General features: G+C 71.8%; 22 protein-coding genes. 11 read left to right on the plus strand and 11 right to left on the minus strand.

Going from position 1 to position 25092, the window contains the following annotated elements; all coding sequences use genetic code 11:
- Positions 1 to 6 precede the first annotated feature (6 nt).
- The 3 genes from KME78_RS67545 to KME78_RS43095 form a co-directional block, all read right to left on the minus strand.
- Positions 7 to 2682 carry a helix-turn-helix transcriptional regulator gene (locus KME78_RS67545; RefSeq protein WP_219535344.1) on the minus strand — a complete coding sequence of 892 codons (2676 nt, stop codon included), beginning with the start codon at positions 2680 to 2682 and terminating at the stop codon, positions 7 to 9.
- A gap of 22 nt (positions 2683 to 2704) precedes the next feature.
- Positions 2705 to 3508: an N-acetylmuramoyl-L-alanine amidase gene (locus tag KME78_RS43090; RefSeq protein ID WP_219535346.1), complete on the minus strand. Its 804-nt coding sequence runs from the start codon at positions 3506 to 3508 to the stop codon at positions 2705 to 2707.
- An 82-nt stretch (positions 3509 to 3590) separates the two neighbouring features.
- Positions 3591 to 3968 (minus strand): VOC family protein, encoded by a 378-nt coding sequence (locus KME78_RS43095; protein ID WP_219535348.1) that lies wholly within the window; start codon positions 3966 to 3968, stop codon positions 3591 to 3593.
- 86 nt (positions 3969 to 4054) lie between these two features.
- Between KME78_RS43095 and KME78_RS43100 the strand changes: the two genes are divergently transcribed.
- Positions 4055 to 5827 carry an MOSC and FAD-binding oxidoreductase domain-containing protein gene (locus tag KME78_RS43100; protein ID WP_219535350.1) on the plus strand — a complete coding sequence of 591 codons (1773 nt, stop codon included), beginning with the start codon at positions 4055 to 4057 and terminating at the stop codon, positions 5825 to 5827.
- Here the strand turns inward: KME78_RS43100 and KME78_RS43105 are convergent, their stop codons facing one another.
- A complete protein-coding gene (locus tag KME78_RS43105) occupies positions 5828 to 6907 on the minus strand; it encodes an aldo/keto reductase (RefSeq protein ID WP_308127349.1) in 1080 nt (359 codons plus the stop codon). It lies immediately after the preceding gene.
- A gap of 163 nt (positions 6908 to 7070) precedes the next feature.
- Between KME78_RS43105 and KME78_RS43110 the strand changes: the two genes are divergently transcribed.
- Entirely contained in the window at positions 7071 to 7934 is an 864-nt protein-coding gene (locus KME78_RS43110; protein ID WP_308127350.1) for a helix-turn-helix transcriptional regulator, read from the plus strand.
- 76 nt (positions 7935 to 8010) lie between these two features.
- Here the strand turns inward: KME78_RS43110 and KME78_RS43115 are convergent, their stop codons facing one another.
- Positions 8011 to 8358, minus strand: a complete 348-nt coding sequence (locus KME78_RS43115) for a hypothetical protein (RefSeq protein ID WP_219535356.1) — start codon at positions 8356 to 8358, stop codon at positions 8011 to 8013.
- 85 nt (positions 8359 to 8443) lie between these two features.
- Entirely contained in the window at positions 8444 to 8923 is a 480-nt protein-coding gene (locus KME78_RS43120; protein WP_219535358.1) for a hypothetical protein, read from the minus strand.
- A gap of 23 nt (positions 8924 to 8946) precedes the next feature.
- Here KME78_RS43120 and KME78_RS43125 point away from each other — a divergent pair, with 23 nt between their 5' ends.
- Positions 8947 to 9390 carry a MarR family winged helix-turn-helix transcriptional regulator gene (locus tag KME78_RS43125; RefSeq protein ID WP_219535360.1) on the plus strand — a complete coding sequence of 148 codons (444 nt, stop codon included), beginning with the start codon at positions 8947 to 8949 and terminating at the stop codon, positions 9388 to 9390.
- Between the two features lie 45 nt (positions 9391 to 9435).
- Here the strand turns inward: KME78_RS43125 and KME78_RS43130 are convergent, their stop codons facing one another.
- Positions 9436 to 10038: a TetR/AcrR family transcriptional regulator gene (locus KME78_RS43130; protein ID WP_219535362.1), complete on the minus strand. Its 603-nt coding sequence runs from the start codon at positions 10036 to 10038 to the stop codon at positions 9436 to 9438.
- 79 nt (positions 10039 to 10117) lie between these two features.
- Between KME78_RS43130 and KME78_RS43135 the strand changes: the two genes are divergently transcribed.
- Both KME78_RS43135 and KME78_RS43140 read left to right on the plus strand, forming a co-directional pair.
- Positions 10118 to 10870 carry an SDR family oxidoreductase gene (locus KME78_RS43135; RefSeq protein ID WP_219535364.1) on the plus strand — a complete coding sequence of 251 codons (753 nt, stop codon included), beginning with the start codon at positions 10118 to 10120 and terminating at the stop codon, positions 10868 to 10870.
- Between the two features lie 60 nt (positions 10871 to 10930).
- Entirely contained in the window at positions 10931 to 11680 is a 750-nt protein-coding gene (locus KME78_RS43140) for an HpcH/HpaI aldolase family protein (protein WP_219535365.1), read from the plus strand.
- Here the strand turns inward: KME78_RS43140 and KME78_RS43145 are convergent.
- Positions 11677 to 13140, minus strand: a complete 1464-nt coding sequence (locus KME78_RS43145) for an alpha/beta hydrolase (RefSeq protein WP_219535367.1) — start codon at positions 13138 to 13140, stop codon at positions 11677 to 11679. The two genes, KME78_RS43140 and KME78_RS43145, sit on opposite strands and share 4 nt — an antisense overlap.
- Positions 13141 to 13299: 159 nt before the next feature.
- Here KME78_RS43145 and KME78_RS43150 point away from each other — a divergent pair, with 159 nt between their 5' ends.
- On the plus strand, positions 13300 to 15363 hold the full coding sequence (locus KME78_RS43150; RefSeq protein ID WP_219535369.1) for a histidine kinase: 2064 nt from the start codon (positions 13300 to 13302) through the stop codon (positions 15361 to 15363).
- On the opposite strand, the gene KME78_RS43155 is transcribed toward KME78_RS43150, so the two are convergent.
- Positions 15360 to 15968 carry a response regulator transcription factor gene (locus KME78_RS43155; protein ID WP_219535371.1) on the minus strand — a complete coding sequence of 203 codons (609 nt, stop codon included), beginning with the start codon at positions 15966 to 15968 and terminating at the stop codon, positions 15360 to 15362. The genes KME78_RS43150 and KME78_RS43155 overlap by 4 nt on opposite strands.
- Before the next feature lie 98 nt (positions 15969 to 16066).
- Here KME78_RS43155 and KME78_RS43160 point away from each other — a divergent pair, with 98 nt between their 5' ends.
- From KME78_RS43160 to KME78_RS43170, 3 genes are read left to right on the plus strand one after another with little or no spacing between them, the layout of a single operon-like run.
- On the plus strand, positions 16067 to 16801 hold the full coding sequence (locus KME78_RS43160) for an ABC transporter ATP-binding protein (RefSeq protein ID WP_214633622.1): 735 nt from the start codon (positions 16067 to 16069) through the stop codon (positions 16799 to 16801).
- Positions 16789 to 19236 (plus strand): ABC transporter permease, encoded by a 2448-nt coding sequence (locus KME78_RS43165; protein ID WP_308127351.1) that lies wholly within the window; start codon positions 16789 to 16791, stop codon positions 19234 to 19236. Before KME78_RS43160 ends, KME78_RS43165 begins: the two co-directional genes overlap by 13 nt.
- A gap of 22 nt (positions 19237 to 19258) precedes the next feature.
- Complete coding sequence (locus tag KME78_RS43170; RefSeq protein WP_219535373.1) at positions 19259 to 20008, plus strand: DUF2071 domain-containing protein; 750 nt, start codon at positions 19259 to 19261, stop codon at positions 20006 to 20008.
- A gap of 41 nt (positions 20009 to 20049) precedes the next feature.
- On the opposite strand, the gene fusA is transcribed toward KME78_RS43170, so the two are convergent.
- Positions 20050 to 22077 carry an elongation factor G gene (gene fusA / locus KME78_RS43175; RefSeq protein WP_219535375.1) on the minus strand — a complete coding sequence of 676 codons (2028 nt, stop codon included), beginning with the start codon at positions 22075 to 22077 and terminating at the stop codon, positions 20050 to 20052.
- Between the two features lie 388 nt (positions 22078 to 22465).
- Between fusA and KME78_RS43180 the strand changes: the two genes are divergently transcribed.
- Entirely contained in the window at positions 22466 to 22987 is a 522-nt protein-coding gene (locus KME78_RS43180; protein ID WP_219535377.1) for a CAP family protein, read from the plus strand.
- Positions 22988 to 23095: 108 nt separating this feature from the next.
- Positions 23096 to 24835 carry a serine/threonine-protein kinase gene (locus tag KME78_RS43185; RefSeq protein ID WP_219535379.1) on the plus strand — a complete coding sequence of 580 codons (1740 nt, stop codon included), beginning with the start codon at positions 23096 to 23098 and terminating at the stop codon, positions 24833 to 24835.
- A 41-nt stretch (positions 24836 to 24876) separates the two neighbouring features.
- On the opposite strand, the gene KME78_RS43190 is transcribed toward KME78_RS43185, so the two are convergent.
- On the minus strand, positions 24877 to 25017 hold the full coding sequence (locus tag KME78_RS43190) for a hypothetical protein (RefSeq protein ID WP_219535381.1): 141 nt from the start codon (positions 25015 to 25017) through the stop codon (positions 24877 to 24879).
- Positions 25018 to 25092 lie beyond the last annotated feature (75 nt).

Below are 25092 nucleotides of genomic sequence, written 5' to 3' on the forward strand. Positions count from 1 at the left end.
GCTCCACTACGCCGCGCCTAGGTCCAGCCGGGCCAGCTCCACCCGGGAGGAGACGCCGAGCTTGGGAAAGGCCCGGTAGAGGTGGTAGCTGACGGTCTTGGGGCTGACGAAGAGCCGGGCGCCGATCTCCCGGTTCGTCAGGCCCGTCACGGCCAGCCGGACGATCTGCAGTTCCTGCGGCGACAGGTCGGTCAAGGCGCCGGAGACGGCGGGAGCGGCGACGATCTCTCCGGCGGCGCGGAGCTCGGCTGTGGCCCGCTCGGCCCACGGGGCGGCGCCGAGCCGCTGGAACGTCTCCAGCGCGGCCCGCAGCCGGGTGCGCGCCTCGCGTTTGCGCCGCTCGCGGCGGAGCCACTCGCCGTACACCAGCTCGGTCCTGGCGCGCTCCATCGGCCGGCCGTGCGGCCGCGACGCGGCGGCGAAGAGCTCGTCGCCCGGGTCGACGAGCGCGCGGCAGCGGGCCAGCATCGCGTCGGCCCAGTCGAGCCGCGCGGCTCCCGCCCATTCCGCCAACCGGTCGAGCGGCTCCTTCGCCCGGTCCGGCAGGCCCGCTCGTACGGCCGCCTCGACCTGGTCGGCAGCGAAGTAGACGGCCTGGATCTGGTGGCGCACCGGCCCCGCAAGAGCGGACTCCAGCCGGTCCAGCGCCTGTGTGTGGCGGCCGCGGCTCAGATCGAGCATCGCCTGGGCCCACTCCGACCAGGCCACACCGTTGGCGATGCCGGTCACGGCGAAATGCTCGGCACAGCGCCCGGCCAGCTCCGCGCACCGGGCGTCGTCGCCCTCGACGGCGGCGATCCAGGCCAGCATGCCCTCCAGGTAGCCGGTCCGGTGCGGCTGGCCGAAATCCCTGGCGATCCGCAGCCCTTCGGTGGCATCGGCCTTGGCGTCGGCGAACCGGCCGAGACAGATCGCGGACGCGGCCAGCGTCACGTGCGCGATCGGCAGCCAGCCGGTCATGCCGAGCGCGCCGCACTCCTCGACCAGCGCCGCCGAGATCTCCCGCTGCCACTCGAACTCGCCCACCAGTCCGGCCACGAACGCGCCGTTGACCCGCAGGCCGTAGGAGCCGCGCTCGATACCGCGCGCGTCGAGCGCCAGCGGGCGCATGCCGGGCAGCGCTCTGGCCGGGCCGTGGTTGAGCGATTCGGCGGCCGCCGCGACCGCGTCGACGGCGGTGTTCAGGCCGTCCTCCTCGCGCAGCGGCAGGCGGCGCAGCCGTACGGCGGCCTCCTCGACCCGCTGCGGGTCGCTGAGCTGCCAGGCGTTGCGTCCCGCGTCGACGAGCATGAGACCGGCGGCGACCGGGTCCAGCTCGGCGACCCGGGCCGCCCCGGAGAGCAGGATGTCGTGGGCGGTGTGGACGGAGCCGCGTTCGAAGGCGACTCTGGCGCGGAGCCCGGCGAGCCTGGCGATGGAGCGCGAATCTTCGACGAGGCGGGCGGCCCGTTCCGCGAGCGCCTGGGCTCGCTCGGGCAGCCCCGCGTCCGCGGCGGCCACGGCCGCCTCCGCCAGCCGCCTGGCCAGCGCCTCTCGGTCGGTGGTGAGTTCGGCGGCGCGTTCGAGCGCGGCTGCCGCCGCCGCGTGGCCGTGCCGTGTCCTGGCCCGGTCCGCGGCCCGTTCCAGCGCGACGGCGACCTGCTCGTCGGGTCCCAGCGCGACCGCGGCCAGGTGCCAGGCCCGTCTGTCGTCCCGGTCGTCCAGCACGTCGGCCAGCGCCCGGTGCGCGACCAGCCGCTGGTCGAAGGCGGCCGAGTGGACGGCGGCGGCCCGCATGAGCGGGTGGACGAAGGTGACGCCGCCACCGCTGGGCGCGAGGAAGCCGGCCCGCTCGGCCGTGCCGAGTGACTCGGCGCCGAGCCCGAGCCGCTGGGCCGCGCGCAGCACCGTGCCCAGGTCGCCGGTGTCCTCGACGGCGGCGAGCAGGATCATCAGCTGGGCCCCGGCCGGCAGCTCCGCGATGCGGGTCGCGTACGCCTCCTGGATCCGGCGCGGCAGCGGCATCAGAGTGTACGGGTCGGCGGTGCGCGGCAGCTCGATCAGCGCGAGCGGGTTGCCGCGGCTCTCGGCCAGGATCCGGCTTCTGACGCCCTCCGCCAGATGCGGGTCACGTTCGGTCAGCAGCTCGGCCGCCGACTCGGCGTCGAGCGGGCCCAGCCGACGCTCCGGCAGTCCCGGCGCGCTGAACCCGTCACGTGCGGCGAGGAGCAGTGCGACGCCCTCGGCGTCGAGCCGCCTGGCCGCGAACAGCAGCGCGTCCGCGGAGGCCCGGTCCAGCCAGTGCGCGTCGTCCACCAGGCAGAGCAGCGGGCCGTCCTCGGCGATCTCGGACAGCAGGGACAGCGTCGCGAGCCCGATGAGGAAACGGTCCTCGCCGGCGGCCCTGCCGAGGCCGAGCGCGCCTTTCAGCGCGAGCGCCTGCGGCTCGGGCAGTGCCTCCGCGCGGGCCAGCTCCGGCCGCAGCAACTGGTGCAGCGCCGCGAACGGGAGCTCGGCCTCGGTCTCCACCCCGACGCTGCGGAGCACCCGCAGATCGGTGGCCCGCTCGGCGGTGCTGCGCAGGAGAGCGCTCTTTCCGATGCCCGGGTCGCCGTAGAGCACAAGAGCGCCGCTGCGCCCCGCTCGCGCGCTCGCCAACAGGCCGTCGATGACCTCCTGGTCTCCGCGTCTGCCCTTTATCACCCGAAAAGAGTACGGGTTCCGATCAGCCGGTGAGGTACTTCGTGATTCCCGTGGCCAGAGAGGTGGCGATGCGTTCGCGGAAGGCGGGGTCCGACATCTTGGCGGCGTCGCCGCGGTTGCGCATGTTGCCGCACTCGATGAACACCGCCGGGCGGGTCGACAGGTTCAGTCCGCCCAGGTCGGTGCGGGTCTCCAGCGCGTTCCTGCCCCGGTAGGTGGAGTAGGGGAGGCCGGTGCCGCTCCGGTAGGCGTTCCTGATGATGACCCCGAGCCGCCGGGACGGCTGGATGATCGCGTCGTTGTGCCCCTTCACCAGGCCGGGCAGGATCACGTGGAACCCGTGCCCGCCCGCGGTCGCGCCGTCGCCGTGGATGGACAGGACCGCGTCCGCCTTCGCGTGGTTGCCGATGGCGGCCCGCTCAGTGATGCACGGCCCGACTCCGGTGTCGTTGGGCCGGGTCAGCACCACCTTCGCCCCCATCTTCTCCAGCAGTGGCCTGAGCTTGCGGGCCACGTCCCAGGTGAACGCGTGCTCGGAGTAGCCGGCGTCGGTCTCGGTCCCCGTCGTGTTGCACGGCTTCCGCTGCGTGATGATGTCGACCTGGCGGTTGATCACTTCTGGGTGCGCCGCGTTGCCCCCGTTGTGGCCGGGATCGATCACCACCGTCTTTCCGGCCAGCGCGGGCGTCGGGGTGACCCGTTCGGTGGCCGGGACGGCGAGCCTCGGGGTGGTGGGGTGCGGTGCGGACGGAGTCGCGCCGCCGCACGCGGTGGACAGCGTCACCAGTGCGGCGAGGATCACCGATGCCGCTTCATCGGCGCGCATGATTCGTACCGTACCGGCTGCCCTCGCGGCAGCCGGTCGGGAATCGGCCTGGTGACGTCCTTGATTGTGGAGATCAACGCGGTCAGTTGACGTCCAGTTGCCGGCGGAGCAGGCAGAACTCGTTGCCCTCGGGGTCGGCCAGCACGTGCCAGGACTCCTCACCCGTCTGCCCGACGTCGGCGAACCTGGCGCCGATGGCCAGCAGCCGGTCGAGCTCGGCGGCCTGATCTCGATCAGTGGGGTTCACGTCGATGTGCAGTGGGAGCGGGCCCGTCCTCGGGTTGTCGCTCGGACTGAGGACGATGGTCGGCTGCAGCCCGCCGAACCCCTCCTTCGGACCGATCTCCACGCTGCCCTCTTCACGGTCGAGCACCACGTAGCCGAGCACCTCGCACCAGAACGCGGCGAGGCGCTCCGGGTCGCGGCAGTTGAGGATGAGTTCACTGATGCGGCATGCCATGAGGTCCCTTATACCCAGCGAAGATCACAAGTATTGGTATACTTTGTGATGGTTTGTCACCATGGTTCCTCGGAGTCGCTTTAGCGATGAACGGCCGCGCCAAGCTGCTGGCGATCAACGTGGGCCTGCCACAGGACGTCTCCTGGCATGGCAGGACCGTACACACCGGTGTGTGGAAGCGGCCTGTCACCGGGCCCCGGATGGTACGCCGGCTCAACATCGACGGCGACGGCCAGGGAGACCTCGACGGGCACGGCGGTGAGCAGCGCGCGGTGCTCGTCTACCAGATCGACTCCTACCGCTACTGGCAGGAACAGTTCGGGCGCGACGACTTCACCTTCGGGCAGTTCGGGGAGAACTTCACCGTTGACGGCCTGCCCGACGACGAGGTGTGCGTCGGCGACCGTTACCGGATCGGCGAGGCGGTGTTCGAGGTCACCCAGCCGCGCGTCACCTGCTATCGGGTGGGCCTGCGGATGGGTGAGCCGCGACTGCCCGCCCTCCTCGTCTCCCACCGGCGTCCCGGCTTCTACCTCCGGGTCATCACCGAGGGCCGGGTCGAGGCGGGGCAGGAGATCGTCAAGATCGCCTCCGGGCCGGAAAGCATGACCGTCGCCGAGATCGACGCCCTGCTGTACCTGCCCGGCCACTCCCGCGAGCGAGTGGCCCGTGCGCTGCGCATCCCCGCGCTCAGCCCCGGCTGGCAGGCCTCCTTCCGGGCACTGCTCGACCAGCCCGACGGCGAACCGGCCGGCAACGCGGGGCTGACGCCTGCCTCCGCCGGCGGGCCGCCGCCTGCCTGGGAGGGGTTCCGGCCGCTGCGGGTCGCCCGTATCGACGCGGAGAGCAGGAGCGTGTTCTCCCTGACGCTGGCCGACGTCGACGGCTCGCCGTTGCCGCCGGCGCTGCCCGGCCAGTTCCTCACCGTACGGCTGCGCCCGGACGGCGGCGGCCCGCCGCTCATCCGCAGCTATTCGCTGTCCGGCCCCCCGGACACCGCCGCGTACCGCATCAGCGTCAAGCAGGATCCGCACGGGGTCGCCAGCGGCTATCTCCGCACTCACGTGCGCGTGGGCGACGTCTTCGAATTCGCCGCGCCGCGTGGCGCCTTCACCCTGGACGCCGGCGACGCACCGGTCCTGCTGGTCTCCGCCGGCATCGGCGTCACCCCCGTCCTGGCCATGCTGTACGCGCTGGTCGCCACGCGTTCCCCACGTGAGGTCTGGTGGCTGTACGGAACGCGCGACGGCACCGAGCACCCCTTCGCCCAGGAGACCCGCGACCTGCTGGCCCGGCTCCCCAACGCGCACCGGCACATCTGCTACAGCCGCCCGGGGCCCGGCGACCGCCAGGGCGTCGACTACCAGACCGCGGGCCGGCTCTCCCTCGACCTGCTCAGCGCCGTCGGTGCTCCGCGAGCCGCCCAGGTCTACCTGTGCGGCCCCGCCGCGTTCATGAACGAACTCCCCGCCGCCCTGGCCGCGTCCGGCCTCGCCCCCGCCGGCGTACACACCGAGATCTTCGGTACGGGACCGGCCCTGAACCCCGGCCTGACCAGCGTCCCCGCCCGGCCCGTGCACCCGCCGGCGGGTCCGCCCGGCACGGGCCCGCGGATCTCGTTCGCGCGCAGCGGCCTGACCGTGGACTGGGACCCCGCCTACGCGAGCCTGCTCGAACTCGCGGAGGCCTGCGACGTGCCCACCCGCTGGTCCTGCCGTACGGGCGTCTGCCACAGCTGCGAGAGCGGCCTGCTGTCCGGAAGCGTCGACTACTCACCCGAACCGGTCGACGCGCCGGCCCAGGACAACGTCCTGATCTGCTGCGCCCAGCCCCGGGACGAGCTGGTCCTGGACCTGTGATCAACCGTGCTGGTCGATCGCCAGCTTGGCCCCGCCGAACATGACGTGGCGCGGCATCGGCCGGGCCAGGAACTCGTGGGGGAAGCCGAGCTCGACGGCGCTTGCCTGGTCGAGGGCGGTCAGTTCGTCCTCGGTGAAGCGCACGTCCAGGGCGCCCAGGTTGTCCTCCAACTGCGCCAGGGTTCTCGCCCCGATGATCGGCGCGGTGACCGCCGAGTCGATCAGCGTCCAGGCGAGCGCGACCTGCGCGGGTGTCGTCCCCTTCTGCGAGGCGATGTCCTTCACCACGTCGGCGATGGCGAGAGCGCGCTCGGTCATGGCGCCGTTGGCCACCGCGACGTTCTTACGCGTCCCCTCGGGCGCGGCCGAGGCGCCCGCGTGGTCCAGGTCCGCGGCGGTGTACTTGCCGGTCAGTACGCCGCTGGCCAGCGGCGACCAGGGGATCACGCCGAGCCCCATCTCACTCGCCATCGGGATGAGATCGCGCTCCACGGTCCGCTCGACCAGGCTGTACTCGATCTGCAGCGCGATCAGCGGGGCCCAGCCGCGTAGCTCGGCGATCGCCTGCATCCGCGAGATCTGCCACGCCGGGGTGTCGGAGATGCCGGCGTAGAGCACCTTGCCCGCGCGGACGAGGTCGTCCAGGGCGCGCAGCACCTCCTCGACCGGCGTGGTGCCATCCCAGGCGTGCAGGTAGAGCAGGTCTATGTAGTCGGTGTTCAACCGGCGCAGACTCGTCTCCACCGACTGGACCATGCTCTTGCGGTGGTTGCCGCCGGAGTTCGGGTCGCCGGGGCGGGTGGCCAGGGTGTACTTGGTGGCGAGCACCAGGCGCTCGCGGCGCCCGTGCGCGAACTCGCCGAGCAGCTGTTCGGCCGTGCCGTTGGTGTACTGGTTGGCCGTGTCGAGGAAGTTGCCGCCTCGATCGACGTACGTGTCGAAGATCCGGCGTGCTTCGTCCTTGTCGGCGCCCCAGCCCCAGTCCGACCCGAACGTCATGGTCCCCAACGCCAGCGGGGAGACCCGCAGGCCGGAGCGGCCCAATAGTCGGTAGACGTCGAGAGCGACAGATCCAGCCACGATGGCCTCCAGACAGGTGGCGGCGAGGTATGTCATCGGCGGGCTCGGCCGCCGCCGCGTCCCGAGCCGCTCACCACAGGTTGTCGCGGCCCCGAGCGCCGAACCAGTGAAGGCCCATCCTGGGACTGCCGTTCCCAGGCAGCCCGCCGGTAAGGTCGAGGTGGTGAGCAGCGAAGTGGACGTGACCCATGAGCTGGCGGCGTTCCTGCGGACGCGGCGCGAGCGGCTGACTCCGGAGGAGCTGGCACTCCCGGCGAGCGGACGTACCCGCCGCACCCCGGGCCTTCGCCGGGAAGAGGTCGCGGAGCTGGCCGGAGTCAGCGTCGACTACGTGGTCCGGCTGGAGCAGGGGCGCGGCCTGCACCCCTCACCAGAGGTGCTCGAGGCGCTCGCCCGGGCCCTGCGGCTGACCGACGACGAACGGGCCTATCTGTTCGACCTGGCCCAGCAACGGCCCGTGACCCGGCCCCGCCCGGTCGACCAGGAGCCCGGTCTGCTGGCCCGGCTGGTGCACGACCTGTCGCCGCTGCCGTGCATGCTGCTCAACCACCGCTTCGACATCCTCGCCTGGAACGACGAGATGGCCGGGCTGCTGCTGGACTTCGACGCTCTGCCGGACGAGCAGCGCAACTCGCTCTGGCTCTGCTTCCTGCACCCGGACTTTCGCGACCTCTTCCGCGACCGCGAGGAAGTGCTGCGTGAGGGCATCGCCGACCTGCGCGCGGCCTGGGCCGCGCACTCCAGCGACGCCGCCCTCGACGGCCTGGTCACCGAGCTGACGGCCCGGAGCGAGGACTTCGTTCGTATGTGGGGGATGCGCGACGTCAAAGTTAACGGGCGGGGCCGCAAACGTCTGCGGCACCCCCGGGTGGGGTCGCTCACCATCGAGTTCGAAGTGCTCAATCCCCTGCAGGACCCGGATCATCGGCTCGTCATCTACCGCGCCGCCGACGCCGCCTCGCAGGCCGCCCTGGACGCGATCGCCCGCGAGAGCGCGAACGGGATGCGCACGCTGCGCGCATTGTGACGGGGCCGTCCCGAAACCGGGCCGATGAGCTGTGGGGGGTCGTCACCCACCAGGCCCCGGCTTCAGAGATGGCTTGCTAGCAGCTCCTGGGGAGCGTCACCTTGTTGGGCATGCCGTAGCCGATCTTCTTCTTGCCCTTGGTCTTGGGGTTGACCGTGATGCACTTGTCGAAGATCTTGCCGTTCTCCTGGACGAACTGGAGATTGATGGCGCGCTTCTGGTTGCAGTGATTGTTGAAGTACACCGTGGTGGAGACGTTGCCGTCACCCCAGGAGATATTGATCTTCGATCCATGAGGCGACGAGCACTTGGCGGACTTCTTGTGCACGGCCGTGACCTCCGCGGTGGCGGCGGACGGGGTGCTCAGCAGGGCGGCCGCGGCGGTGGCGGTCACCAGGGCGGGTACGAGCTTCTTGACGTTCAAGCCGATCCCTTTCGTGTCTGACGTGACCGGAGTGAACACTCAGGCCAGCGTGACGAGAGGTACTGACTCTTGTCACGCTAGCTTGTCATTCGTCCTGCTGTGCGTCGTTTGCCCGTCTGCTGCGGGGTTGCGGCGGCTTGGAGGCCTGTGCGACCTGCGCGGATGGATGATGATTTTTTCTGCCACCCAGCCGCCAGGCGGCGGCGCCGAGCAGGAGGGCGAAGCAGGCCGGGCCGATGGTCTGGGGGAGCCGGCCCTGTGTCGCGCCGATCGCGGCGTCGATGAGCTGGACGGCGGCGTTCAGCCCGAGGAGCAGCGCGAGTGGTCGCCAGGCCCGCAGCGCCGTGAAAAGGATCAGGCCACCGAGCAGAACGGCACTGCGGGCCGCCAGGTAGGCGGCGAACACTCGGACCGCCGGCGCGTCTCCGCCGGGCACGAGACCGCCGGGGTCGATGAGTCCGCCGACGGCGAAGTATCCGGACGAGACGACGGTCAGCGCGACCAGGGCGGATGTCAGAACGCGGCTAAGTCTGTCGGGGGCCATATCGTTCGGTAGCCGAATCATATGGGGAAGGTAGCATCGGGGTCATGCCGTCGCAAGAGTCCGTGACCGACAGCCTCACCTTCCTGCTCGGCAAGGTGGGGCAGGTGGCCGCCGGGCGGTTCGCCGAGCAACTTGCTCCCCTGGGGCTGCGGCCGCGCCACTGTGCCGTCCTGGAGTTGCTGGCCGCAGAGCCGCATGGCCAGCTGGCGCTCGCTCGGACGATCGGCGTCACCCCGAGCGTGGTGGTCGACATGCTGGACGAGCTCGAGGCGCTCGGCGCGGTGCGGCGGGTGCGGGACACCGTCGACCGGCGCCGCCAGGTGATCGAGATCACCGACGATGGGCGGGCGCTCAGCCGTTCCGCGGCCCGGATCGCCGGTCAGGTCGACGTCGACGTGCTCGGCGCGCTGGATCCGGCGCGCTTGGGCGAGCTGCGCAAGGCCCTCGCGCGGGTCGCCGCGGCGCACAGGATCCTGCCGGGCGGGTGACGCCGCCGAGGCGGCGGCGATCGGCGAGATCGGCTGCGGGCCGCGTCAGCCGTGCCACCTCTCGCCTTGCCGCAGGCGGTCCAGGCCGAGCCAGAGGGCGTTCATCGCGGCGGTGACGACCTGGTGGCGGGGGACGTCGCGGTGGTCGTACCACCACAGGGCCAGACCTTGGATGGCGGCGCGCCAGGCTTCCCAGGCGAGCTCCAGCTCGACGCCGTCCGCGTCGTACTCGCGGGCGAACATCGGCAGGATCAGCGCCCGGCTCTCCGCCTCCACCTGGCGGCGGAGGGCTTCGATCTCGTCCTGGCCGGTGGTGTCGCGAAAGAGCATCCGCCAGGCGTACGGGTGCTGCTCGATGTAGCCGAGCCAGTCGTCGATGGTGCGTGAGATGCGCTGGTCGGCCGGGCCCGCGCCGGGCAGGTGGCGGTGCCAGATCGCCCGTAGGTCGGCGAAATGCCGCTGCAGCAGATGCCGGTGCAGCTCCAGTTTGCCGGCGAAGTGGTCGTACAGGACCGGCACCGAGATGCCCGAGCGCTTGGCGATCTCCTCGACCGAGGCGCCGTGATAGCCGCGCTCGGCGAACACCTCTGTGGCGGCGCGCTCGATCACCTCGCGCCGGGCCTGGGGTGTCAGCCTCTTCCTGGTCAAGGAGCCTCCCGTTGACAACCTAGTACAGACTAGGTAACCCTTTACCTAGTTTCCACTAGGTAAAGGAATGGGGCTGGTCATGGATCTTCGGCTTCGTGGCAGGAGCGCGCTCGTCACCGGCGGCTCGAAGGGGATCGGCGCGGCGGCCGCCGAGGTGCTGGCCGAGGAGGGCTGTCACCTGCACCTGGCCGCACGGGACAAGGCCGCTCTGGACGAGGTGGCCGAGCGGTTACGGGCGGCGCACGGTGTCGAGGTCACCGTGCATCCGGTCGACCTGCGGCGGCCCGAGGGCGTCACCTCCCTGGCCGAGGCCGTCCCGGACATCGACATCCTGATCAACAACGCGGGGGACATCCCGGCCGGTTCGCTGGACGAGGTGGACGAACGGACCTGGCGGGACGGGTGGGAGCTCAAGGTGTTCGGCTACATCAACCTCACCCGGCTCGTCTACGCCCGGATGAAGGCCCGCGGGCACGGTGTGATCATCAATGACATCGGCGCGGCGGGGGAGCGGGTCGACTCCGCGTACATCGCCGGAAGTGCCGGCAACGCCGCGCTCATGGCGTTCACCCGGGCGCTCGGCGGGCGCAGCCTGCGCGACAACATCCGCGTGGTGGGGATCAACCCGGGGCCGGTCGAGACCGAGCGGATCGCCAAGCTCATCGCCACCAGCGACCGCTTCCGGGAGGCGGCGGCGCGGTTCCCGCTCGGTAGGCCGGCCATGCCGCGGGAGATCGCCGACATGATGGCGTTCCTCGCCTCCGACCGCTCCGCCTACACCAGCGGCGTCATCGTCACCATCGATGGTGGGCTGTGCGCGGGCGGGGCATGATCGGGTGAGCAGTCCCGGCTGTGCGGTGTGGCGCCGCCCTGCGACCGATAGGAGCTCGTCATGAGATTCGCCCAACGCCTGCGCGAACGAGAGCGGCTGGCCGGATTCTGGCAGGTGACCGCCAACCCCATCGCGACCGAGCGCCTCGCCGGGCTCGGCTACGACTACCTGTGCCTGGACCTGCAGCACGGGCTGATCGACTACGCCGGCTACCTGGCCTGCGCCGTCGCCGCCGACGCGGGCGGGAGTGTGATGGTGGCCAGGGTCGCGACGAACGACCTCACCCACATCGGGCGCGCGCTCGACGCGGGGGCGCAGGGGGTGATCGTCCCGCTGGTCGACTCCGCGGAGGAGGCCGCCGCGGCCGTACACGCCTGCCGTTACGCGCCGATCGGCGGGCGTAGCTTCGGGCCGTTCAGGTCGGGTCTGCGCATCGGGCCCGATCCCAGGGAGGCCGACGAGGCGATCGCCTGCATCGTCATGATCGAGACCCTCGGCGGCCTGGAGGCGATCGAGGAGATCTGCCGTACCCCCGGCCTCGACGGCGTCTACGTCGGGCCGGCCGATCTCGCGCTGGCTCTCGGCGCACCACGGCCGGGAGCCGAGGTCGAGGGCTTCACCGAGGCGCTGGACCGGATCACCGCGGCGGCGAAGGCCGCGGGGCTGGCCTGCGGCATCCAGTGCCATTCCGGGTCGGAGGCGGCCACGCGCCTGGCGAGCGGGTTCACCTTCGCCTCCGTCGCCAGTGACCTCACCCTCCTGGAGGAGGCGGCCCGCGCCGCTCTGCGCGCCTGCGGAGCGGAGAGCTAGCAGTTCTTGTCACGCAGCGGCAGGCGCCCGGTGGTCAGGAAGTCGGTGACGGACCGGTCGCCGCAGGCGTTGCCGTTGGCCAGGTAGACGCCGTGGCCGCCGGAGTCGACGCTGACCATGCGGGCCCGCTGCCCGAACGCCTGGCGCATCTTCAGCGCGCCGCTGTACGGCGTCGACGGGTCACGCAGGTTCTGGATGAGCAGCACGTTGGCGGGGCCGTTCGAGCCGACCCGTACGGGCCGCTCGGCGGGCTTGACCGGCCAGTACGCGCACGGCCCCATGTTGACCGGCATGCCCGCGGTCAGCGGGTGGGCGACCCGGTCACGCGCCACCTGCCGCTGGTGCGCGGCGACCGAGTCCGGCCATTCGACGTCGTTGCACATGGTGGCGCCGGCGCTGGCGGCGGTGTTCTGCATGACGGCCGCCGGCGGCGTGTTCGACGGAGGCAGTTCGCCCTTGGTCAGGGCGGCTCGCATGAGCCCGGCCAGCACGGGGAAGTTCGCGTCGGAGTAGAGCGCGTTGAGCATGGTCTCCCGCAGGAGGTTGCCGTTCAGCTCCGCCGGATTGGCTCCCGGCCACGGCAGGGGGTCGCGGTCCAGGTCGGCGGCGAGCTTGAGGAAGCTCTGGCGGACCGCCGCCGCGTCGGTGCCGAGGCCGTACTCGCCGTCACGAGCCGCGGCCCAGGCGGCGAAGTCGGGGAAGCGATCCTCCACGCCGACGGTGTAGTTGGCCAGCCACTGCCGCGCCACCCGGTTCGGATCGGGATCGTCGTTGCTGTCCAGGACGACCCGGTCGGTGCGCTCGGGGAACATGGTGGCGTAGACGGCGCCCGCGTAGGTGCCGTAGGAGACGCCCCAGTAGGAGATCTTCCGCTCGCCCAGCGCCCGGCGGATGCCGTCGATGTCCCGGGCCTCGTTGCGGGTGGTGATGTGCCGGATGAGCGGCCCGCCGTTGCGGGCGCAGGCCTCGGCGATCCTGCGCGACCAGGCGGCGTTCTCCGCGATGCCGCCGTCGGCGTCGGGGTACGGCTTGAGCCTGGTGAGCGAGAGATCACGGGTCTCGAGCCCGCACGAGACCGGCGAGCTCTGGCCCACGCCGCGCGGGTCGAACCCGATGATGTCGTAGCGGTCGAGCACGTCCTGCGGCAGCTTCTTGACCAGGGCGCTGGGCCGGTTCAGGCCGGGGCTGCCCGGCCCGCCGGGGATGAGCAGCAGCACGCCACGGCGTGCGGCGGGCTTGGCGGTCCTGATCCGCGACACGGCCAGCGAGATCGTCGGCCCGCCGGCCGCCTGGTAGTCCAGGGGAACCTGAAGGGTGGCGCATTCCTGCCGCGCGTCGACACCGGGTGCGGCGGGGCAGGCACTCCAGGAGGTGGCCGCCGCCTGTGCGGGGGCGACGAGGCTCGCGGCAAGGACGGCGGTGGCTGCTCCGGTGGCGGACAGTCTGGCAAGGTTTCGCATTGGGGTGGGTCCTGTTCAGTGATCGTTCGGCTTGTGTGATCGACTCTGTCGGGCCGCGGAACTTCGAACCAGAGACCGCGTCACCGACGATCCATGACCTCCTCACAAAACGGACAACCCGGCCATAGGCTTGCTCCTGGTCTGACACGGGGGAGTGAGTTGTCGCAGGTTCCGGTGCCGCGCCTGGCGCGGGGGATCGTCATCGTGGTGCTCGCCGGGTTCACGTCCGTCTATCTGCTGGCGGGCTCGCCGCTCGCGCTCGTGGCGTTCGGGCTGCAGCTCGTCTACGTGCTGCGCCCCCTGCGGCGGTTCAGGGGGCCGTGGCTGCTGGTCGTACAGGCGCTGGTCGGTTACGCGGCCACGCTCGGCTTCGGCACCTCGGTCGGGCTGCTCGGCTTCCTGGGCGGGTCGCTGCTGCTGACCCCGGCCTGGCCGCTGGCCCCGCTGGTGGCGGTCAGCGCCGCCGTCGCCGGTCCGGCGGACCCCGCGATCAGCATGGTGCTGATCGCCCTGGTGATCTACGGTCTCACCCGGCTCACCGATCGGGTGGACGAGATGCACGCCGCCCGGCTGGCGCTGGCGCTGGCGGCGGCGGCCGAGGAGCGGCTGCGCATCGCCACCGGGTTGAGCGAGGGCCTCGGCAGAGGGCTCGCCGCGATCGCGGCCGGCGTCCGGTCGGTCATGGGTCAGCCGGAGCGCGCCGCGGAGGTGCTCGGCGAGGTCGTCGGCACCGCCCGCGGCTCCCTGGCCGCCGCCAGGAACGCCGCCGCGGACTACCGCGCCACGTCACTGGCGCCCGAGATGACGACCGCCCGCGCGATGCTGACGGCAGCGCGGATCAAGACCGAGACGCGGGTCGGTCACTCCGAGCCGCTCGGCCCTGCGGGCGCGCTGCTCGCGGCGGTGCTGCGGGAGGTGGTGACCGAGGCCGTACGGCAGAACACCGCCAGAACGTGCGTGATCGAGACCACCGCGGCCGACGGCACGGTCCGGCTGCGCGTCACCCATGACGGCGCCCGCACCGCCGAGGACGAGAGCCTGGCCGACCTGGCCCCGCAGCTCAGCCAGGCGGGTGGCAGCCTGACCACGGGCCTGTCCGCCGAGGGCTGGTTGACCGTCGACGCCGTGCTGCCCGAGGGGCCGGTGCGGGCCGAGGAGGACCCGGGCGCCTACCGGCTGTCCGTCGCGCTGCTGGCCGCCGTGCTGGTCGGATTCTCGATCAAGGCACTGCTGCTCGTCCCCGCGAGCCTGCTGGTGCCCGCGGCGGCCTGTCTCGCCGTGATCGTCGGCATGCAGCTCCGGTACGTCAACGGGCGGCACATGGCCGCGCTCACGGTGATGGCGCTGCTGTTCTACCTGCCGATTCCGGTGTTCGGCAGGGCCTGGCTGGGCGTGGCCGGGTTCCTGGCCGGCCCGATCCTGCTCGCGTTCCGGTGGCGGGTGGCCTGGCCCCTGGTCGGGTGCGTGACGGCGAGCGTGGCGGCGAGCGCGGTGCTGCTCGGGCTGCCGGTCCCGGTCACGGTCAACTTCGCCGCGAGCACGGTCGTGACCGGGCTGGTCGTGTACGGGCTGCTCAAACTGGCCCAGCTCGTACGGGAGTTGCAGGAGGCCAGGCAGGCGCTGGCCCGCTCCGCCGTGGTCGAGGAGCGCCTGCGCGCCGCCCGTGACCTGCACGATCTGCTGGGGCACAGCCTGGCCGCGATCCTGCTCAAGTGCGAGCTGGCCAGACGCCTGGACCCCGAGCGGGCCCGGGACGAGCTGGCGGACGTGCTGGCCATGGCCGAGAAGGCGGAGGCGGACCTGCGGGTGATCTCCGGCGAACAGCCGGCGATGTCGCTGGCCGCCGAGGCCGCGTCGGCACGGTCGGTGCTGGCCGCCGCGGGCATCCAGGTGGAGCTCGACCTCGCGCACGGGGAGCTGCCCACGGAGGTGGAGAACGTCCTGGGCACGGTGCTCAGGGAAGCGGTGACCAACGTGCTCAGGCACAGCTCGGCCCGGCACTGCGCGATCACGACGGTGGTGGCGGACGGAGTGGTACGGCTCCGCGTACGCAACGACGGCGTGCGTTCGGCGGAGGGGCGGCCTGGTTCGGCCGGGATCGGCAACCTGACCACCCGCCTGGCGGCGCTGGACGGACGGCTCGGCACGGCTCGCGAGGACGGCTGGTTCGAGCTGACGGCCCAGGCGCCCAGCTCCCTTCCTGTAGCTGGGCCGGTCGGTTAGATCCAGCCCGCCTCGGTGGCGATGCGCACGGCGTCCGTACGGTTGCGGGCGTTGAGCTTGGCGACGATGGCGGTCAGGTAGTTGCGCACCGTCCCCGCGCCCAGAAAGAGCTGGGCCGCGATCTCGGCCGCGTCCGCGCCGCCCGCCGCCATGCGCAGCACGTCGGCCTCCCGGGGGGTCAGCGGGTTGTCGGCCAGATCCCAGGCGGTGACCGCCAGCGAGGGATCGAGCACCCGCTTGCCGGCCGCGACCTCGCGGATCGCCGAGACCAGGTCCTCGGGCGGCGCGGTCTTCAGCAGGAACCCGTCCACCTGCGCCCCGAGCGCGCGGCGCAGGTGCCCCGGCTTGCCGTGCCCGGTCAGCATGAGCGTGCGGCACGACGGCAGCTTCACGCGGAGTTCGGCCGCGGCGGCCAGGCCGTCGAGCGTGCCGGGCATGTCGATGTCGAGCACCGCGACATCCGGCCGGTGAACCAGGGCCGAGGGGATGGCGGCGTCGCCCGACTCGACCGCGGCCACGATCTCCAGGTCCGGTTCGAGGCCGAGCAGTGCGACCAAGGCGCCCCTGATGACGTGCTGGTCCTCGGCGAGAAGCACACGAATCACAGTGGTATGTCTATCAGTGTCCGGATCATGATGACGTCATGGTGGATGCGTGATCGGCTCTCTGTTCCGCGCCGACCCTGGTCAGCAGGGTAGAAGCCATGACAGACGTGCTGCGCTTGGACGCGGTGAGCAAGGTGTACGGGAAGGGGCAGGGCGCGGTCGCGGCCCTGCGCGAAGTGTCGGTGGGCATTCCCCGCGGGAGCTTCACCGCGGTCATGGGCCCTTCGGGGTCGGGCAAGAGCACGTTCCTGCACTGCGCGGCGGGGCTGGACGTGCCGTCCTCGGGTTCGGTACGGCTGGGCGGCACCGAACTGGCCGGGATGGACGAGACCGCGCTGACCGTGCTGCGCAGGCAGCGGATCGGCTTCGTGTTCCAGGCGTTCAACCTGGTCTCGGCGCTCACCGTGATCGAGAACATCACGCTGCCGCTGCGGTTGGCGGGGGTGCGGACGGACCGCGCCTGGCTCGACGAGGTTGTGTCCAAGGTGGGTCTGGAGGGGCGGACGGGCCACCGGCCCGCGCAGCTGTCCGGCGGCCAGCAGCAGCGGGTGGCCATCGCCAGGGCGCTGGTCACCCGGCCCGAGGTCGTGTTCGGTGACGAACCGACCGGTGCGCTGGACACGATGACCGCGCGTGACGTGCTGACGTTGCTGCGGGAGATCGTGGACGGGACGGGACAGACGGTGGTGATGGTCACCCACGACCCGGTGGCCGCCTCCTACGCCGACGCGGTGCTGTTCCTGGCCGACGGCAGGATCGTCGACTCCCTGGCGGTCCCCACCGCCGAGCGGGTCGCCGAGCGGATGACCAGGCTGGGAGCGTGGGTGCGTTGATCTCCATGGAGATGATCTCGGTGGCGTTGCGGACGCTTCGGCACCGCAAGGCCGCCTTCGCGGGGGCGTTCGTCGCGCTGTTCTGCGCCGCCGCCCTGGTCTGCGCCTGCGGCATGCTGCTGGACACGGGACTGCGCGGATCCGTCGCCCCCGAGCGCTACGCGGGCGCCCCGGTGATCGTCACCGGGGACCAGTTCGTCCATCAGACGGTCCGCAAGTCGGAGGAGAAGACCAAGACCAAGGCCAAGCAGCTGTCCGAGCAGGCCTGGGTGCCGGCGTCGCTGGCCGACCGGCTGCGCCGGGTCCCCGGCGTCGCGCGGGTGGTGACCGAGGTGAGCTTCCCCGCCTACGTGGCTGGGCGCCGGTTCCAGGGGCATGGCTGGGAGTCGGCGGCGCTCACTCCGTACACGTTGCGTACGGGACGTGCGCCGAAGGCGGAGGGTGAGGTGGTCGTGGAGGCCGCGTCGGGGCTCTCCGTGGGCGCCCGCGTGCCCGTGTGGACGGCGGCCGGCAGCAGGACCTATCAGGTGACCGGTGTCACTGCCCAGGATCTGCCCAGCCAGGACACGCTGTTCTTCGCCACGGCCGAGGCCCGGCGCATGGCGGGCCGGGCGGGGCAGGTCGGCGCGATCGGCGTCTTCCCCGGGGTGGACGTGTCCGGGGTGCTGAAGGGCGCGCTCGCGTACACCGGGGACGAACGCGGTGCCGCGGAGTTCTTGGGCGCCGAGAAGGCGCGGGTGAAGCTGATCAGCCTGGGCGGCGCGCTCGGCGGGACCGCGCTGCTGGTGGCGATCCTCGTGGTGGTCGGCACGTTCGCGCTCTCCATCCAGCAGCGCCAGCGGGAGATCGCCCTGCTCAGGGCCGTCGCGGCCACTCCCCGCCAGGTGCGCGGGATGCTCGGCGGCGAGGCGCTGCTGGTCGGCGTGGTGGCCGGGACCCTCGGCTCGGCGGCCGGCGTCGGCCTGGGATTCTGGTTGCGCTCCAGGTTCGTCGCGCTGGGCGCGATGCCGGAGAACCTGCGGCTGGTGGTCAGCCCGTTCCCCATGCTCGCCGCGCTGGGCGCGGCCGTGCTGGCGGCCTGGGCGGCGGCTCACCTCTCGGCTCGCCGCGCCGTGCGCATCCGCCCGGTGGAGGCACTCGGCGAGGCCGAGCTGCCGGCGGCGCGCGTTCCCGTGGGCCGGCTGGTCGCCGGTCTGCTGTGCGCCGCGGGCGGTGTCGTGCTGACGCTGGTGCTGTCGGCCCTGACCACCGAGGCGGCCTCCAGCCCGCTCACCCTGCTCACCGCGCTGGTCTGGACGGTCGCCGTGTCGCTGCTCGGCCCGGTGATCGCGCGTACGGCGACGGCCCTGCTCGGGGTGCCGCTCCGGGCGGCCAGGACGGCCGGATACCTGGCCGGCGCTGGCCTGCGGGCCACGTCCAAGCGGCTGGCCTCGGTCGTCACGCCGCTCAGCCTGATGGTGGCGATGACCTGCACGATCCTGTTCGTCCAGACCACGATGGGGCACGCGGCCCAGGAACAGGCGACGGCGGGCACCAGGGCGGAGCACGTCCTCGGCCCGCACGTCCCGTCCGGCACGGCGGCGGCCGTGCGCGGGCTCCCGGGGGTGGAGGCGGTCACCGAAGTGCTGCGTACCTCCGTGCGGGTCGGCCTGGACAAGTACGGCGCGCAGGCCGTGACCGCCGACGGGCTCGGCAGGACCATGGACCTGGACGTGGTCGCCGGCTCGCTCGACCGTCTCGATGACGGCTCCGTCGCGGTCAGCCGGACGGCGGCCGAGCGGCTCGGTGTCTCGGCGGGCGCGAAGCTCCGCCTGACGCTGGGTGACGGCACCCCCGCCGAGCTGCGCGTCGTCGCGATCTACTCGCGCGGGCTGGGCTTCGGCGACCTCACGCTCTCCCACACGCTGGTGGCCGGGCACGTGGACGACCCGCTCGGCACCGTGCTGGTCGCGGCTCCCTCCGTGACCCGGGCGGATCTGGAACGGGCCGCGCCGGGGGTCGGCGTGCTGGACCGGGCCCAGGCGGTCGAGGCGGGCGCGGCCAACGCCGAGGTGAACTACGTGGCGATGGGCCTGATCATCGCGTTCACCGCGATCGCCGTGGTCAACACCATCGCCATGTCCACCTCGTCGAGATCGCGGGAGCTCGCCCTGCTGCGCCTGGTCGGCACCACCCGCCGGCAGGTGCTGCGGATGCTGAGCCTGGAGACCCTGGTCGCGGTCGGCATCGCGGTGGCGCTCGGGACGGGGATCGCGCTGGTCACCCTGGCGGCGTTCAGCACGGGCATGACCGGTTCGGTCGTGCCGCACATCCCGCCGCTCACCTACCTCGCGGTGATCGCCGCCGCCGCGGCCCTCGCCCTCCTCGCCACGGCGCTGCCCGCGCGGCTCGTTCTCAGCCGGCGTCCGGTCGAGCTGATCGGCGCACGTGACTAGCGGTGGTCGTACTGTTCTGAGCATGAGCTTCGTCGGCACCCCCCGGCCGCGCCCGCGCTGGTTCCACGCCCGGACGGAGCTGGACGACTTCGCGATCGTCAGCTACCGGGTGGACGCCGACGCGCTGGCCCGGCACCTGCCCCCGGGTTTCGCCCCGATGGAGATGACCTTCGATGATGGTCCCGGAGCCCTGGTGTCCGCGGTCGCGTTCCGGGACCGGGACTTCCACTTCCGGTTCTTCCCGCCGGTGGGGATCGACTGCGGGCAGGTCAACTACCGGGCCTACGTCACCGCGTACGGCAAGCCGGGCGTCTGGTTCTTCGGCACCCGCCTGGACCACCCGGTCGTCGCGATCCCGCAGCATCTGTGGGGGATGCCGTGGAGCCGCGAGCGCATCGCGATCGAGGCGGACTGGGACGCCGAGCCGGCCCGCTGGCGGCTGGCGGCCGGGGACGCCCGCTGCGAAGCGGCCGAGCTCATCCCGGAACCACTCACCCGGCTGGCCGGGTTCAGGGACGAGTCGGACTGGCTGGAACGGCTCACCCATCCCACCCAGGGCTGGTACCGGCGGCGAGACGGGCAGGTGGGGGTGTACAGCATCTGGCACCCGCCGATGCGGCCCCGGTATCTCGTCGCCGCCACCGCGAGTTTTCCGCTCTTCGAACGGCTCGGCCTGATCACGCCGGACATGTCGCCGCACTCGGTGCTGGCCCAGCCGCGGCTGAGCTTCGACATCCACACGCCGCCGCGCCGCTTCCGTCCGGATAAATAGGGATGGCCCCGTCCGCGTGCGGACGGGGCCATCGTCAGGTGCTACCGGACCGGGGCGTAACCGGCGGCCCGGGTGGTGAAGGTGCCCCGGCCCTGGGTCCGGCTACGCAGCCGGGTCGCGTACCCGAACACCTCGGCCAGCGGCACGATCGCGGTGATCACCACCGTGCCGGCCCGCGCGGTCGAGCCCGAGATCCGGCCACGCTGGGCCGCCAGGTCGCCGAGCACCCCACCGGCGGCGTCGTCGGGCACGGTGGCCGTGACCTCGACCACCGGTTCCAGCAACACCATGAGGCTGGCCCGCAGTGCCTCGCGCAGCGCGAGCCGACCGGCCGTACGGAACGCCAGCTCCGAGGAGTCCTTGGGATGGGTGGCTCCGTCGGTCAGGGTGATCCGCAGGCCGGTCACCGGGTGCCCCCCGAGGGGACCGTCGGCCAGGGCGTCACGGCAACCGGCCTCCACCGCCCGGACGTACTCCCGTGGCACCCGGCCGCCGACGACGGTCGAGTGGAACACCGCGCCGTCGGCGGCGTCCAGCGGATCCACGTCGAGGACGACATGGGCGAACTGGCCCGCCCCTCCGTCCTGCTTGACGTGCCGGTACAGCAACCCGGAGACCCCGCGAGCGACCGTCTCCCGATGGGCCACCTGCGGCCGGCCGATGGCGACATCCAGCCCGTGGGCGCGGCGAATCTTCTCCGCCGCGACCTCCAGATGCAGCTCACCCAGGCCCGACAGCACCGTCTGACCGGTCTCGGCGTCGGCGCGGACCACGAGCGAAGGGTCCTCCTCCACCAGCCGGGCCAGCGCCGCCGCCAACCGGTCGACCTCGGTGCTCTTGCGCGCCTCGACCGCCACGGAGACCACCGGATCGGCCACCGTCGGCGGTTCGAGGAGCAGCGGCGCCTCGGGTGCGCACAGGGTGGCGCCGGTGCGGGCCGCCTTCAGCCCGACCACCGCGACGATGTCCCCGGCCGCCGCCCGGTCCACCTCGGTGTGCCGGTCGGCCTGCACCCGCAGGATCCGGCCGATCCGCTCGGTACGCCGCGCGCCGGTGTCCAGCACCGCGTCTCCCTTCCGCATCGTTCCCGAATACACCCGCAGGTACGTCAGCCGCCCGGTGGCGGTCGACTGCACCTTGAACACCAGCGCGGCGACCGGCCCCGCCGGGTCGGCGGCGCGCTCCCGCACCTCGCCGTCGTGGGTGCCGCGTACCGCCGGCACGTCCAGCGGCGAGGGCAGGTAGGACACGGCGGCGTCCAGGAGCGGCTCGATCCCGCGGTTGCGGTACGCCGATCCGCACAGCACCACGACGCCCTCACCGGTACGGGTCAGGTCGCGTAGCGCGGCGGTGAGGGTCCGCGCGGAGATCGCCGACTCCGCGCAGAACTCCTCCAGCGCGATCGGGTGCAGCTCGGCCACCGCCTCCTCAAGCAGCCGGCGGCGCCGCCGCGCCTCTTCCCGCAGGGCGTCCGGCACCGGGCCCTCCTCGACCGTGTCGCCGGACCAGACCCATGAGCGCAGGCGCAGCAGATCCACCACCCCGGTGAACCCGTCCTCCTGCCCGATCGGCAGCTGGACCACCAGCGGGACCACGCGCAGTCGCTCGCGGATCGACTCGACCGCCGCGTCGAGGTCGGCGCCGGCGCGGTCCAGCTTGTTGACGAAGGCGATGCGCGGCACGCCGTACCGGTCGGCCTGCCGCCAGACCGACTCGCTCTGCGGTTCGACCCCCGCGACGCCGTCGAACACCGCGATCGCGCCGTCGAGCACCCGCAGCGAACGTTCCACCTCATCGGAGAAGTCGACGTGGCCCGGGGTGTCGATCAGGTTGATCCGGTGGCCGTCCCAGGAGCAGCTCACGGCCGCGGCGAAGATGGTGATCCCGCGGTCGCGCTCCTGTGAATCGAAGTCGGTGGTGGTCGTCCCGTCGTGTACCTCGCCACGTTTGTACGTGGCGCCGGTGATGTAGAGCATCCGCTCGGTGATGGTGGTCTTGCCGGCATCGACGTGGGCGAGGATGCCCAGGTTACGGACGCTGGTCAGGGAGTCGTGCAGGTTGGTACGCATGGCCTATGGCCCTTCGGGACGCTCCGAACAGGACAGCGCGATTCCCGGACGAACTTGGTTTCGGGCAGGGATCAGGTGTTCGTCAGGGACGTCCAGTGCCGGCCGCGCAGCCGACCCCGGGCCGACGAAGACACCAGGATCACCTCGTACCGTGACGGGGGGATGACCGAAGCGGTGCTGTGTCGCACGGCCGGCTCCCCTCACTCGTCAATGCGCCCGCAGCGGGCGCTGTCCGTGGCGAGTGTACTGAAACCGGCGTACGTGAGGAATCGGTTTTTCTTCCCGAGCTCCTCGGCGTGCCTCGAAAAGGCGTGTCGCTCCCTGGAACCGGCGGACGGGACAGCATCATGGATATCGCTGTTATTACCGCCGAAGAAGGAAAGCGTAGATGCGAAATATCGGCAAAGTCGTCGTCGCGTTGATGGGCGCGGCCGCCCTCACGATGTCCGCCTCGGTGCCTGCCGCGAGCTCCGTCGCGGATTCCTTCTCCACCGGTATGGCCGCCCAGCACAAGGCCTACCGCGCTCATTACGGCGCCGAGCCCCTGGGTCTCGACCCGGAGTTGACGCGGTACGCCACTCGCCGGGCGCAGAGAATGGCCGCCGCCGACGGCTCGCTGAGCCGCTCACATGGCCCTTATGGGGAGAATCTCTTCATGTCATGGCCGAACCAGCCGACGCCTGCCGAGGTGGTCAAGGCATGGATGGATGGGGCCGCCGAATATGACTACGACAATCCCGGATTCAGCAATGCCACGGGCAATTTCACGCAGGTGGTCTGGAAAGGCAGCAGGAAACTCGGCGTCGGCCTGGCCCGCAGCGTCTCCGATCGCTGGTATGTCGTAGCCGTTTACGACCCGCCGGGAAACTACACCGGCCAGTTCGCCCAGAACGTCGGGCGGTACCAGTAGGCCTGTCGCGGATAGCGGGAAATATCGGAAATCTCCGGCGCTGCTGTGCGGCCGGACGCTAGCCTTGGCGCGGCCTTTGGGGATCAGCTGATCGTAGCGGGGTGGACGGTGACGGTTCCTCGGGTGCTGGAGTTCCGGGAACCGGAACGCATCGGTGACTACCGGATCTCGGCCGTGCTCGGAGAGGGCGGCCAGGGCAGGGTGTACCTCGGGGAGGCGCCCGGGCGGGCGCCGGTGGCGATCAAGGTGCTGCACGCCCGGCTGGCGGCCGATCCCGAGATCCGGCGGCGGTTCCTGCGCGAGGCGGAGGTCGCGGCCAGCGTCGCCGCCTTCTGCACGGCCAGGGTCCTCGGCACCGGGATGGCAGGCGAGCGGCCGTACATCGTCAGCGAGTACGTCCCAGGCCCCTCACTCGACGCGCTGGTCAAGACCGACGGGCCGCGTACCGGCAGCGGGCTGGAACGGCTGGCGGTCGCCACGCTGACCGCGCTCGCCTCGATCCACCGGGCCGGGATCGTGCACCGTGACTTCAAACCGGGCAACGTGATCCTCGGGCCGGAAGGGCCGGTGGTGATCGACTTCGGCATCGCCCGTGCCCTCGATCACATGACGAGCAACACCGAGCTGGCCGGCACTCCCGCCTACATGTCGCCGGAGCAGCTCACCGACCAGCCGCTCGCCGCGGCCTCCGACATGTTCTCCTGGGCCGGCACGATGGTCTTCGCCGCGACCGGGCGAATCGCCTTTCCCGGGCAGGCCGTTCCGGCGGTCCTGCACGGCATCCTGTCCGGGCACCCGGACCTCTCCGGCGTACCCGCTCCCCTCCTGCCGATGGTGACCGCCTGCCTGGCCAAGGATCCGGCGGCCCGCCCAGCCGCCGCCAGACTGCTGAGCGATCTCACCGGTGAGGACGTCGGCCCTCCATCCCGGGGGCGGCACTCGGCCACGCTGTCCAACGGCCAGACGATCATCGACCCGGCCGCGCAGGCCGGTCCGCTGGACGGAGCGAGGTTCGGGCCGGGTGGCGGGGAGCCGGACGGGCCGAGGTTCCGGCCGGTCGGTGGGGAGCCGGATCGCCGGCCGACCTCGCCGTCCGGCAGGCCCGTACGACGCAGGTCGTCCCGGGGAGCGCTGGTGGCCGTGCTGGCCGTGGTCGCGGCAGTGGCCGTGACGTCCGCGGTGCTGCTCGTGCCTTCCTGGCTCGACGGCCGGGAACGCGCGAGCGGCCCGGACGCGCCCTTCAACCTCGCGACGTTCCCGCACGTCGATGTCGCCGACCAGTTCGGCAAGGACACCTCCCGGCAGTACGCCACGTTCCAGCCGCACAGTGCCGAGGCCATGCCGGCGATCAGAGCCGGCGGCGGCCAGTTCACCGGGACCGGATCGACACCGTTCTTCGGCCTGGTGGCGGGGGAGAGCGGTCTGCCGGAGTCCGGGGCGGCCGTGAGCGTGCTGACGGCGGGCACGTTCGCGGGCACCGGGCAGCCGGAGGACAGCGTCTTCGTGGGCTGGGTGAAGAACGGCAACAGCTACGTGACCGCCTGGTACAACAACACCCGCAAGGAGTCGGGGCTCGAGGTCCAGATGGACGGCGCCTTCGTCAGCACCCCGGGCGCGGCGCCGCTGACCCTCAAGCGGGGCGACCGCTTCGCCCTGTCGCTGTCCGGCGACCGGATCACCTCCTATGCCGAGAGCGGCGGCACCTGGCGCCGGCTGGGCACCGCGGCCATCGGCGACATGCTCACGACGGCGCGGGCACGGCAGCAGTACCGGTACGGCTTCGGCCTGCGCGGCTCGACCGGCACGATCGGCATCACCAGAACAGAAGGCCGCAGCGCCCAGGACTAGGCGAAAGACACCTAACGGCAAGTGACCGTTGCTCCGCGTGTTCACTTGTGGGGCTGCTGATCGTCGCCGTGGTCATCCCTACGCTCGCCGGTACGTGACAGCCGGGCGGACAGTACGGCGGCGACGATCGGTGCGACGGCGGCGACCAGGGCGATCAAGGCTGTCACGAGCTGGAGATCCATCGGGTGATGCTCCTCTGCGGCGTTCGGATGTACTCCCTTCACAGTTCCGAAATCGCTTCGTGATGAGTCGTAGTA

The organism is Nonomuraea guangzhouensis, assembly GCF_019396345.1.
GTDB lineage: Bacteria > Actinomycetota > Actinomycetes > Streptosporangiales > Streptosporangiaceae > Nonomuraea > Nonomuraea guangzhouensis.

Bases quoted from the DNA above. Each gene is read 5' to 3' on its own strand.
- KME78_RS43145 (WP_219535367.1), bottom strand. From the start codon at position 13,140: ATGCGAAACCTTGCCAGACTGTCCGCCACCGGAGCAGCCACCGCCGTC.
- KME78_RS43180 (WP_219535377.1), top strand. From the start codon at position 22,466: ATGCGAAATATCGGCAAAGTCGTCGTCGCGTTGATGGGCGCGGCCGCC.
- KME78_RS43135 (WP_219535364.1), top strand. From the start codon at position 10,118: ATGGATCTTCGGCTTCGTGGCAGGAGCGCGCTCGTCACCGGCGGCTCG.
- KME78_RS43190 (WP_219535381.1), bottom strand. From the start codon at position 25,017: ATGGATCTCCAGCTCGTGACAGCCTTGATCGCCCTGGTCGCCGCCGTC.
- KME78_RS43170 (WP_219535373.1), top strand. From the start codon at position 19,259: ATGAGCTTCGTCGGCACCCCCCGGCCGCGCCCGCGCTGGTTCCACGCC.
- KME78_RS43120 (WP_219535358.1), bottom strand. From the start codon at position 8,923: ATGATTCGGCTACCGAACGATATGGCCCCCGACAGACTTAGCCGCGTT.
- KME78_RS43100 (WP_219535350.1), top strand. From the start codon at position 4,055: ATGAACGGCCGCGCCAAGCTGCTGGCGATCAACGTGGGCCTGCCACAG.
- KME78_RS43095 (WP_219535348.1), bottom strand. From the start codon at position 3,968: ATGGCATGCCGCATCAGTGAACTCATCCTCAACTGCCGCGACCCGGAG.
- KME78_RS43125 (WP_219535360.1), top strand. From the start codon at position 8,947: ATGCCGTCGCAAGAGTCCGTGACCGACAGCCTCACCTTCCTGCTCGGC.
- KME78_RS43090 (WP_219535346.1), bottom strand. From the start codon at position 3,508: ATGCGCGCCGATGAAGCGGCATCGGTGATCCTCGCCGCACTGGTGACG.
- fusA (WP_219535375.1), bottom strand. From the start codon at position 22,077: ATGCGTACCAACCTGCACGACTCCCTGACCAGCGTCCGTAACCTGGGC.
- KME78_RS43140 (WP_219535365.1), top strand. From the start codon at position 10,931: ATGAGATTCGCCCAACGCCTGCGCGAACGAGAGCGGCTGGCCGGATTC.
- KME78_RS43160 (WP_214633622.1), top strand. From the start codon at position 16,067: ATGACAGACGTGCTGCGCTTGGACGCGGTGAGCAAGGTGTACGGGAAG.